The sequence below is a fragment of the Streptomyces morookaense genome, assembly GCF_013030945.1.
In the GTDB taxonomy this organism is placed as follows: domain Bacteria; phylum Actinomycetota; class Actinomycetes; order Streptomycetales; family Streptomycetaceae; genus Streptomyces; species Streptomyces morookaensis.
This window is the reverse complement of sequence record NZ_JABBXF010000130.1, coordinates 1-203: the sequence shown is the minus strand read 5'-3', so window position 1 is coordinate 203 and position 203 is coordinate 1. Positions and strand designations below refer to the sequence as shown.

At 82.8% G+C, this 203-nt stretch carries 1 protein-coding gene; it reads left to right on the top strand.

Going from position 1 to position 203, the window contains the following annotated elements; all coding sequences use genetic code 11:
• Positions 1 to 203 (top strand): hypothetical protein (locus HG542_RS32910; protein ID WP_171087999.1); only part of this gene is annotated, 203 nt, incomplete at both ends.

Below are 203 nucleotides of genomic sequence, written 5' to 3'. Positions count from 1 at the left end.
GTCGCCGGGCGACCCGCCCGGCCGCCGCGCCCGGGGCCGCCGAGTCCGTTGCCGAGCCGGTGCGTTCGCGCCGCCGTGCCACCGCGCCCGCCGGCGCTCCCCAGGCCGCCGAGGAGGCGCAGGTGCAGGAGATCCGCGAGGAGGCCGCCGAGGCCGCGGCTGCGGAGGCGCCCCGTCGTCGCCGTGTGACCCGTCGGGTGTCG